The 9801-nt window shown below is 69.0% G+C and carries 8 protein-coding genes; 2 read left to right on the forward strand and 6 right to left on the reverse strand.

Going from position 1 to position 9801, the window contains the following annotated elements:
• Nucleotides 1-87 precede the first annotated feature (87 nt).
• From IEZ21_RS06665 to IEZ21_RS06675, 3 genes are read right to left on the reverse strand one after another with little or no spacing between them, the layout of a single operon-like run.
• Nucleotides 88-1515 (reverse strand): class I adenylate-forming enzyme family protein, encoded by a 1428-nt coding sequence (locus tag IEZ21_RS06665; protein WP_213089268.1) that lies wholly within the window; start codon nt 1513-1515, stop codon nt 88-90.
• Nucleotides 1515-2738: a 3-dehydroquinate synthase II family protein gene (locus IEZ21_RS06670; RefSeq protein WP_189320895.1), complete on the reverse strand. Its 1224-nt coding sequence runs from the start codon at nt 2736-2738 to the stop codon at nt 1515-1517. The genes IEZ21_RS06665 and IEZ21_RS06670 overlap by 1 nt, the downstream gene beginning before the upstream one ends.
• Nucleotides 2735-3601, reverse strand: coding sequence for a 2-amino-3,7-dideoxy-D-threo-hept-6-ulosonate synthase (locus tag IEZ21_RS06675; protein ID WP_189320957.1), 867 nt, complete (start codon nt 3599-3601; stop codon nt 2735-2737). Before IEZ21_RS06675 ends, IEZ21_RS06670 begins: the two co-directional genes overlap by 4 nt.
• A gap of 586 nt (nt 3602-4187) precedes the next feature.
• On the opposite strand from IEZ21_RS06675, the gene IEZ21_RS06680 reads away from it, so the two are divergent.
• Nucleotides 4188-5540: an MFS transporter gene (locus tag IEZ21_RS06680; protein WP_189320896.1), complete on the forward strand. Its 1353-nt coding sequence runs from the start codon at nt 4188-4190 to the stop codon at nt 5538-5540.
• Nucleotides 5541-6029: 489 nt separating this feature from the next.
• A complete protein-coding gene (gene kstD / locus IEZ21_RS06685) occupies nt 6030-7838 on the forward strand; it encodes a 3-oxosteroid 1-dehydrogenase (protein ID WP_189320897.1) in 1809 nt (602 codons plus the stop codon).
• Between the two features lie 321 nt (nt 7839-8159).
• Here kstD and IEZ21_RS06690 read toward each other — a convergent pair whose 3' ends face one another.
• The 3 genes from IEZ21_RS06690 to IEZ21_RS48390 all read right to left on the reverse strand — a co-directional run bounded on the left by IEZ21_RS06690 (nt 8160) and on the right by IEZ21_RS48390 (nt 9440).
• On the reverse strand, nt 8160-8495 hold the full coding sequence (locus IEZ21_RS06690; protein ID WP_189320898.1) for a helix-turn-helix domain-containing protein: 336 nt from the start codon (nt 8493-8495) through the stop codon (nt 8160-8162).
• Nucleotides 8492-8866: a type II toxin-antitoxin system RelE/ParE family toxin gene (locus IEZ21_RS06695; protein WP_189320899.1), complete on the reverse strand. Its 375-nt coding sequence runs from the start codon at nt 8864-8866 to the stop codon at nt 8492-8494. Before IEZ21_RS06695 ends, IEZ21_RS06690 begins: the two co-directional genes overlap by 4 nt.
• Before the next feature lie 442 nt (nt 8867-9308).
• A complete protein-coding gene (locus tag IEZ21_RS48390) occupies nt 9309-9440 on the reverse strand; it encodes a hypothetical protein (protein ID WP_281399391.1) in 132 nt (43 codons plus the stop codon).
• Nucleotides 9441-9801: the final 361 nt, after the last annotated feature.

The following is a 9801-nucleotide window of genomic DNA, read 5'->3' on the forward strand; positions in this document are numbered from 1 at the left end:
ATGTGCGGCTCCGCCGCGATGGGGGTCCCCCCGCTCGAGCGCAGCCGAGAGTGGGGGAGCGACCAGCCACGACGTGCCCGCAGCCGACTAACAACCGGCGCTACCCTGGCTCACCCAGCGGAGCGCTGCCGCATCGCGGACCAGCTTCCCGTTGGACGTACGAGGCAAGGCCTCCAGGACCCGTATCACCCGCGGCAGCTTGTAGTCGGCCAGCCGCTCCCGGCACCAGCGCAGCAGCTCCTCGGCGGAGGGAGGCTCCTGCCCGTCCGCGACCGCGACGTACGCCTCGGTCATGCCCTCGTGGACCAGGACCGCCTGCTCGACCGCCGGGTGCTCGCGGATCACGTTCTCGACTTCGGTGAGGTCCACCTTGAGCCCGCCGATCACGACGAGGGAGTCGGCGCGGCCGTGCAGCCGGACCGCTCCGGTGCCGTCCACCGTGGCCCGGTCGCGGGTGTGCAGCCAGCCGTCCGCGTACTGCGTACCGCCCGAGTCGAAGAGGTACGGCGACTCCTCGAGGGCGACGTCCAGTTCGCCCTTGTGCTCCCGCAGCACCACACCCGGTGCGGCCCGGCCGACCGATGGCCGCGATGTGCCGCCGGCGTCCATGGCGACGACTCCGGTCTCCGTGGTCCCGTAAGACTCGCCGACGGGCACGCCGTACCGTTCGGCGAACCGTGCCGCGATGGCCGGAGGCATCAGCTCGCCGCCCGACACCGCGACCCGCAGCTCGGGCAGTTCGGGGGGATCGATGGCGGCGGCGAGCAGTTCGTAGTGCATCGGCACCCCGAACAGGGCCGTGATCCGGTGCTCCACCGCGGTGCGCAGGATGTCGCGCGCCGAGACCCGGGGCGCGAAGACCACACAGACACCGGCCGCCAGCGAATGCAGCAGACCGGCGATCAGACCGAAGCTGTGCGCAGTCGAACTGAGCAGCAGCAGCCGGTCGCCCTCCCCCGGCATCCCGAGGATCGCGGCGAACCGTTCCACCTCGGCGGCGAGCGAGCGGGCAGTCCTGCCGATCACTTTCGGCTTCCCGGTGGAGCCCGAGCTGAACTGGACAAGCCGGTGTCCGGTGGTGGCGGCCCGGCCGGTGCCACGGCACTCGGTGACGACCTCGTACTCGGGCCGGAAACCGAACGTCGCCCGGACGTTGACGCCGGCGCTGACCATGAACTGCGGCCGGCAGGACGCGCAGAGCGCCTCCACCTCGGCCGGTTTGAGCCGGAAGTCGAAGAGCAGCACCTGGGCGCCCAGCCGCCACAGCGCGAGCAGCACCTCGACCTGGGTGAAGCTGGGCGGTGTCCGCAGGCCCACCGTGCTGCCAGGACCGATGCCGTATCCGGCGAACACCGCGGCCTGCTTGGCGACCCGTTCCCGCAACTCGCCCCGGGTGACGGTCTCCTGCTGGTGCGTCAGATACGGCAGGCCGTCGTCCCGTGCGTCGAACAGCCGCTGGACGAAAGGACCCATCTCGTCGTCCGCGTCATCCACGAGGTCCACTGGCTCGCCCATCAGACCTCCTTGCAGAACTCGCCGATCGGCAGGCCCACATGGCGCTTGTCCTGGGCCAGATAGCCGAGCAGTTCGTCGCCGGTCTGCAGTTCGGTGACGTTGAGGACCTTCCCTCCCGGGCCGAGCACCCGTACGTGCCAGTCGTCCTGCACCGTCAGGCTGACCAGCTGTCCGTCCTCGGCGTGGGTGCGGATCTCGAGGAGCGGCCGGGATTCGAGTTTGGCCCGGCCGACCACGACCCGCCGGGTGCGGCCATCGGCGCCGACCGCCAGCAGGGCCATCCCGGAGCCGACCTCGCTCAGGTAGCTGGTGCGGTTGTCGGGCCCCAGCGTGTACGAGTGCAGGGCACCGGCGTTGACCCGGAACGGCCTGGTCGGCATGTACGGCAGCGGGTGGGTCTCGCTGCAGCAGAGCACGAACCCGGAGGAGTACGAGCCGACGAGGATGCCCTCGTCCTCGTCGAAGTGCGAGCAGGTGTCCACGCAGACCCGGTCGCCGAGCCCGACGTGCCGGATGCTCTCCACGGTCAGCGTGGACAGCTCCAGCTGGGGTGTGGTGGCCTCCAGCAGCCGTGCCAGCGCGAACACCTCGTCGGCACTGCGGGGCGCGTAAAGGATGCCGTCCGAGCCGCGCTCGAGAACGTCGAAGACGATCGCGGCCTCCTCCAGGTCGTCGACGACGGTCACCAGCTTGCCGTCGGCGGAGTCCGCTGCGGCGAGCACGATCTCCAGAGGGATCTTGGTCGGGTCGGCGAAGTGGATGACGGTGTACGGCAGCGCCACGGCGCCCGCGCACGACAGCTGCAGGGTGCGGTCGTCCCGTACGTCGATGAGGCCGACGACGGGCGTGCCACCGGCGGCACGGTTGTCGGCGGCGAGCGCGTCCAGCTCGTCCTGGGTGCTGAACTGCCGCAGCAGGACGTCGATTCCGGCTCCGGCCGGGGAGGTGGCGTCGACCGAGGACTTCGTCTCCTTGGCACCCTTGGGGTCCTTGGCATCCTTCGTGCCCCCGGTGCCCTGCACCTCCTTGTCGCCCGGCTTCTTCGCGCCGGCCGTGGCCGGACTCGCGGCGACCAGCACCCGGGTGATGGTCGGGGGCAGCGTTCCGAGCAGCTCGGCATCGGTGGCCAGGACCCCGGCCATCCGGGTGTGGATGGCCGCGTCCACCACTGCCTGGAGCTGCGGCCGTGGGACTTCACGGAGATCGATCCACGCGAACCTCATGCGACACCTGCTCCGATCGTCGAGTAATGAGTCATGCCCATGCCATTAGTCGTTCCGTCTGGATGCGTCGCCTGCCCGGTGTCCCCCGGCGTGGTGCCGTCCGCGCCGCGGCCGTGCACGACCGCGGCGAGCCCGGCCACCAGAGAGGTGGGTGAGGGGGCCGAGAAGATCCGGCGACCGACGGCCAGCCCCTGACAGCCGGAGGCCATCACCGCGGTGCCGTACTCGATGAGGTCGGAGCCGTCCGGCGGCCCTCCGGCCGCCAGGACGGGGATGGGGCTGTGCGCCACCACCTCGGCCATCCGCTCGAGCGGCAGAGCGACAGAGGTCTTCACCATGTCGGCACCCAGGTCCGCGGCGACATTGACCAGATGTGCGAGGAGGGCGGGATCGCGCGGGTTCTCGATCCGGGGGCCCCGCGGGTAGATCATCGCAATCAGCGGCATGCCCCAGTCGTCGCAGGAGCGGGCCACCGCCCCCAGATCCGCGAGCTGCTGGCCCTCGGTGTCCGAGCCGATGTTCACATGGACGCTGACCGCGTCCGCGCCGAGCCGCAGCGCCTCCTCGACGTCGCCGACCAGCACCTTGGCATCGACATCGGCGGAGCAGGCGGTGCTGGCGCTCAGGTGCACCACCAGCGCGCAGCTTCTGATGACCTCCGGCGCGAGGGCACGGGCACGTCCTTTGTGGACGATGATCCCGTCGGCCCCGCCGGCCACCAGCGCCCGCAACAGATCGTCCCATTGGCCGGCGGGGACGAGCGGGCCGTCCGACACGCTGTGGTCGAGCGGGACGAACAGGTATCGGCCATCACCCGCCAACGACAGTCTTCGTAGACGCAATGGCTTGCCAGTTTTCAGCATGAATAATGCGCCCTCCCAGCCCAAAGGCTGCATGGCAAAGGTCCGGCAGCGACTTCGATCGAACACTTCGGAAAGCCGAACAGCATCATCCCGTTTGGGGTTCCGGTGTCCGAAAAACGAGGGTCGTAGAACTTTCAAGTTCGATCCCGCGTAAGCATTCATGGACGATCTCCGGTTGGCAAGATGCGATAACCGATGAATTTCTATGCCGTAACCTGCATTAATATTGATAGGGAATTGACAGGAATGACAGGGTTGACGGCGTCGAGGTGTGGTGATCGTGGGGGTTTTGTGCAGTAAATCACCAGAAGGTGGGTGCAGTGTGCTGCATATGCACCGAGGCGGCCTCTCCCTGCCCGCAGCCGCATCGAGGCCCTATTTGTTGATGCCACGTGTCAACGAGTTCTTATTCTTTCGTGGATCCCGGCGACCTTGTTCGGTAAATCGGACGAGGCGGCAACCTTGTTGGAATTGAATTCCCGGGATTAGGGTGACAGGCGCACTCCGGTTCGTGTTACATGCGAGGCCGTCCCCCACCTGGACCCGGACCGTTCCCCCGCTCCGGGCGTACCGGAAGTGATCCCCCATGCCCGATTCGACTTCCAAGACCGTTCCCGAGACCGCCGGCCCCAGACCGGCCGCGGCACCATCGGCGGCAGCGAAGGGCCAGTCGTCGCGGGTCGCCGTCGCGAGCCTGGTCGGCACCACGATCGAGTACTACGACTTCGCCGTGTACGGCACCGCCGCCGCGCTCGTCCTCGGACCCGCCTTCTTCCCCTCCGGCAATGCCACCGCTTCCTCCCTGGCCGCGTTCCTCACGTTCGCCGCGGCCTTCCTCTCCCGCCCCCTCGGCGTCGTACTGTTCGGCACGATCGGTGACCGGCTGGGCCGTCGGCAGGCCCTGGTCATCTCGCTGTTGCTGATGGGCGTGGCGACGGTCGGCGTCGGACTGCTGCCGACGTACGAGTCCGCCGGACTCCTCGCTCCCGTACTGCTGGTGACGCTCCGTCTGCTGCAGGGCGTGAGCATGGGCGGTGAGTGGGGCGGGGCGGTGCTGCTCGCCGCGGAGCACGCCCCGCCCGGGCGCCGCGCGCTGTACGCCGCCATCCCGAATGTCGGCCCGTCGCTCGGCTTCCTGCTGTCCACCGCTGTCATCCTGCCCACCCTCAACATCGCGGGCCAGGACGGCTTCGCGGACGGTGCCTGGCGGATCCCGTTCCTGCTCAGCATCGTGCTCTTCGTGATCGGCCTGTGGGTGCGGTCGACGGTCTCCGAGTCACCTGTGTTCAGCTCGGCGGCCGGCCCTACGACACCCGCACCTGTGTCCCGTTTTCCGCTCGGTACGCTCCTCAAGCAGCACCCCGGCCGCCTGCTGCTCGGCACCGGCGCGGCGATCGGCGGCTCGGCCGTCTACTACCTGACGATCGTCTACAGCCTGTCGTACGCGCCGCAGTCGCTCGGCATCCCCCGGAACACGATGCTGACCGCCGCGAGCATCGGCGCGGCGGCCGGAATCGCCGTCACCCTCCCGGTCGCCAGGCTGGCCGACCGGATCGGCCGCCGCCCCGTGATGCTCACCGGAGCCATCGGCAGTGTGGTGTGGGCCGTGCCGATGTACGCCTCGCTGAGTTCACGCAACGCCCTGGTGATCACCGGCGCCTACACCGTCGGACTCATGCTGCTGGCGCTGATGTTCTCCCCCATGGCGGCCTTCCTCGCCGAACTCTTCCCCGCCCGCCTGCGCTACACCGGAGCCTCCGCCACCTTCATCCTCGCCAACACCCTCGGCGGCGGCTTCGCCCCGAGCATCGCCACCTGGCTGAACAGCCACTGGGACTCCCCGCTCGTCCTCGGCTTCTACACCGGCGGGCTCTGCCTGCTGAGTCTCCTGTGCCTGCTCGCCCTGCCGGAGACCCGCGACGACGAGTTCGGTTCCTGACCGGCTGACGGTTCGTGCTCCTGCCCCACCCAGGCCGGTGTCCGCGGCAAACCGCATGCACCGGAGTGCTCCCAGTGCCACCGAAGAGAGTCACTGCGGCCGTTGAGCTACTGGAGGGTTCGCCCGGTCCATGAGGGGGTCGACGGAGATGAAACGCCCAATGCCGGGGGCGTACTCGCGTGAAGGAAACGCTGCCGTCGTTGTCCTGAACGACGTGGTGTCCGCCGCCGAGGCCGACTCAGCCCGCCGCCGCCGGCGCGTCATTGCGGTCCGGTTCGGTCGGATGCCGGGCAGGGGCCGGCGGATGCGGGGCAGGAGCACCGGGCTCCGCATGGCGTACGCCGCTGGGGGTGGCGTACCCCTTGACTTCACCCCGGTTCCCGCGTCACATTCCTGACTCTGCATCAGAAACGGGGCACCGGGGCCCTTCGTGTTCCCGGGCAGCACAGCACGGCCTCCCTTTCCCTGACCAGACTGGAGAGACCTGCCATGTCCACCCACGCCGATCCCGTCAGACGTACGTCGCTCTCCGCCCCTTCGCGCCGCCGTGTGATCGGTGCCGCCGGCGCCGGGCTCGCCCTCGCCGGCGGGCTGCCGTATCCCGGCGGCCCCTACGCCAACGCCGCCGACGCCGCCGACCTGCCCCTCCTCGGCACGTACGACGTCGTGGTCGTCGGCTCCGGAGTCGCCGGCATGACGGCCGCGCTCACCGCCGCCAAGCAGGGCCTGACGTGCGTCGTCGTGGAGAAGGCGGCCACCTTCGGCGGCTCGGCGGCCCGTTCCGGCGCGGGCATCTGGATCCCGAACAACTCCGTCATCCTGACCGCCGGGGTGCCCGACACCCCGGCGAAGGCCGCCACCTACCTCGCGGCCGTGGTCGGCGACGACGTCCCGGTCGACCGGCAGAAGGCCTTCCTCGACCATGGGCCCGCCATGCTCTCCTTCGTCATGGCCAACAGCCCGCTGCGCTTCCGGTGGATGGAGGGCTACAGCGACTACTACCCGGAGTTGCCCGGCGGGCTGGCGCAAGGCCGTTCCATCGAGCCCGACCAGCTCGACGGGAACATCCTGGGTGCGGAGCTGGCCCGCCTGAACCCGGCGTACATGACGGTCCCCGCCGGCATGGTCGTCTTCAGCGCCGACTACAAGTGGCTCGTCCTTTCCGCGGTCAGCGCGAAGGGGCTCGCCGTGGCCACCGAGTGCCTGGCCCGGGGGACGAAGGCGGCGCTGCTGGGCCAGAAGCCACTCACCATGGGGCAGTCACTGGCGGCGGGGCTGCGCGCCGGACTGCTCACGGCCGACGTGCCCGTGTGGCTGAACACGCCGCTGACCGATCTGTACAGGGAGAACGGCGCCGTCACCGGCGCGGTCGTCACCAGGAACGGCGTACCCGGACTGCTGCGTGCCCGCCGGGGCGTCATCGTCGGCTCGGGCGGCTTCGAGCACAACGCGGCCATGCGCGAGCGGTACCAGGAGCAGCCGATCGGCACCCAGTGGACGGTCGGCGCCAAGGAGAACACCGGCGACGGTATCCGGGCCGGTGAACGGGCAGGCGCGGCGCTGGAATTGATGGACGACGCGTGGTGGGGCCCTGCGATCCCGCTCCCCGGCCAGCCGTACTTCTGCCTCGCCGAACGCACCCTGCCCGGCGGGCTCCTCGTCAACGCGGCCGGAGCGCGCTTCGTCAACGAGGCCGCCCCGTACAGCGATGTCGTGCACACCATGTACGACCGCGACACCCCGAACGCCTCGCACATCCCCGCCTGGCTGATCGTCGACCAGAACTACCGCAACCGCTACCTCTTCAAGGACGTGGCGCCGACCTTCGTGTTCCCCGACGCCTGGTACGAGTCGGGCGCCGTCCACAAGGCGTGGACACTGGACGCGCTGGCCACCTCGATCGGCGTACCCGCGGCCGCTCTGCGCGCCACCGTCGACCGCTTCAACTCCCTTGCCAGGAGCGGCGACGACACCGACTTCGGGCGCGGCGACAGCGCGTACGACCACTACTACACGGACCCCTCCGTCCGCCCCAACTCCGGCCTGGCACCGCTGTGGCTGGCCCCCTACTACGCCTTCCGGATCGTTCCGGGCGACCTCGGTACCAAGGGCGGTCTGCTCACCGACGCCCGGGCGAGGGTTCTCAGCCCGGACGGCTCGGTGATCCCTGGGCTGTACGCGGCGGGAAACGCCAGCGCCGCCGTCATGGGCCGCAGTTACGCGGGCGCGGGCTCGACGATCGGACCCGCGATGACGTTCGGGTACATCGCGGCACGGGACATCGCGGCGCGCAGGTGATTCGTCAACCGCTCAGGTACCTTCTCCAGCCTCTGATTCTGGCTCTTCGGACTCCAGCGGAGTCACTTGAGGACTGTTCTGTCCCTTGAAGCCTGTCCTGATGGTGATCGCACCGGGCCGCGTACGGCCACTGGGAGAACGTCCCATTCACCCGCTCCCCCGTCCCGAACTCGCGCATGTCACCGGACACCCGGACAGCGCAGAGCCCCCGCCGGCCATGATGGAGACTGACGGGGGCTCTTCGACTGGCGTGTTTCGGCTTGGCTGATCGCTGTCCCACAGCGCGCCGAAACGTCACCCCAGGGCCGACAGTGGCGCCGGTCAGGCAACGTGCGGGTCCGCCCCCCGCAGAATGCAGAGATCGTCACCGAAGACCGCGGAGATCTGGATACTGCCGCCCAGCGCCTCCACGTAGCGCGCAATCGCCTCCACCGTGGAGACCTCGCCCCGTTCGATCTGCGACACCCTGCTCTTGGTGACCCCCATCCGCTCGGCCAGCTCGGCCTGGGTCAGTGCCAGCGCCGCGCGCCGGTCGGCCAGCCGGTGGCCGTCGATGTACGCCTGGTTCCGCTTCCGGGCCCGTGCCACCTCCTCCTCGCCACCGGCCCCGGACACCACCTCGGCCCGGACATCGCTCCACTTCCGGTAACCCGTCATCGCTTCTCCCCTTCCTCCGCTTCCCGTTCCTTCAGGTACTCCGCGTACAGCTCCTCCGCCCGCGGAATGGCCTGCTTGTACCAGCCGGACCAGTTCCCCGACTTGTCGCCACCGAGCAGCAGGATCGCCGACCTCCACGGATCGAACGCGAAGATGATGCGGATCTCCGACCGCCCCGCCGACCCGGGTCTCAGCTCCTTCAGGTTGTGCACCACGGAGCCCTCCAGCCGGTCGACGAGCGGTCGCCCCATCCCCGGACCGCCATCGGCCAAGCGGTCAATGGAGTCGACGACCTGCGCTTTGGACCCTTCTTCCAATCCATGGATCCAGGTCAGGCACTCATCCGTTACACGGATCTCCCACTCCTTCACACCTGAAGTGTAGCGAATCCTCTACTTCGCGGGGTGTGCTCACCGAGCGGCTCGACCGGCATCGCGACTCAGCTCGTGGACACGCCAGGAGGGCCTCGCCCCTCGCGCAGCCCAGGTCAGCGGGCCTCAGAACCCCGTCGGCGGGTCAGCACCAAGTCAGCACGCTCCCCGGAAAAGCCCGGAATCAGCCGGAGAAAACAGGAAAGGGCCAGACCCGAAGATCTGGCCCCTGACCTGGGGTTTCCTACCCTGACCAGCCACTTCAGCCGATCAAGGAACCAGGCACTACACGTTGAAGCGGAACATCCACCCCAGGGTTTCAACCTGCGAAAACACCGGAGAATCGGGGTGTATCCAGCCAGGATCCAGCCGCCGGAAACCATGCATTGGGGACCCGGTTGGATGGCATTCCGCGAGGCGTCTCTGCTGGCGGATGCGGTCGTCAGCGCCACAGCGTGCCGAGGGGCAGCACGTGCAGCCGGTCCTCGTAGGTGTAGGACCGCTTCCCCAGGTTGATCACCACTCCGCCCGCGAAGTCGCTGTCCTTGACCGTGGCGGCCGCTTTGACCTCCACCCCAGCAACCATCCCGGCATCCGTAAATCTGCCATCTCGTCCAGCCCGTTCGAACACCACCGGACATGCCTCCTGCCAGGGGGCTCCTGAGCGAGAAGCGCGACACAGCCACAAGCCACGCCGACAGCCGCACGAGACAGCAACCCGGCACGTGGGGAGCAACAGCGTGAGCAGGAAGCGTGTCACCAGCCGCAAGTAGGCCAGGGACCGGAAAGCCGTCAGTGTTGAGGCATTCCCGGCGGTGGGTGGGCGTCGTCGAGTTGCTCGCGGACCTGGACGTTCACTGTGGGATGCGCGTCACCGCCGTCCGTGCCCAGGCCCGCGAGCAGGCGCAGCCCGTCCTCGGTGGGGCTGCCGGGGG

Origin of the sequence: Streptomyces flaveus (assembly GCF_014647675.1) — a bacterium.
Lineage (GTDB): Bacteria > Actinomycetota > Actinomycetes > Streptomycetales > Streptomycetaceae > Streptomyces > Streptomyces flaveus.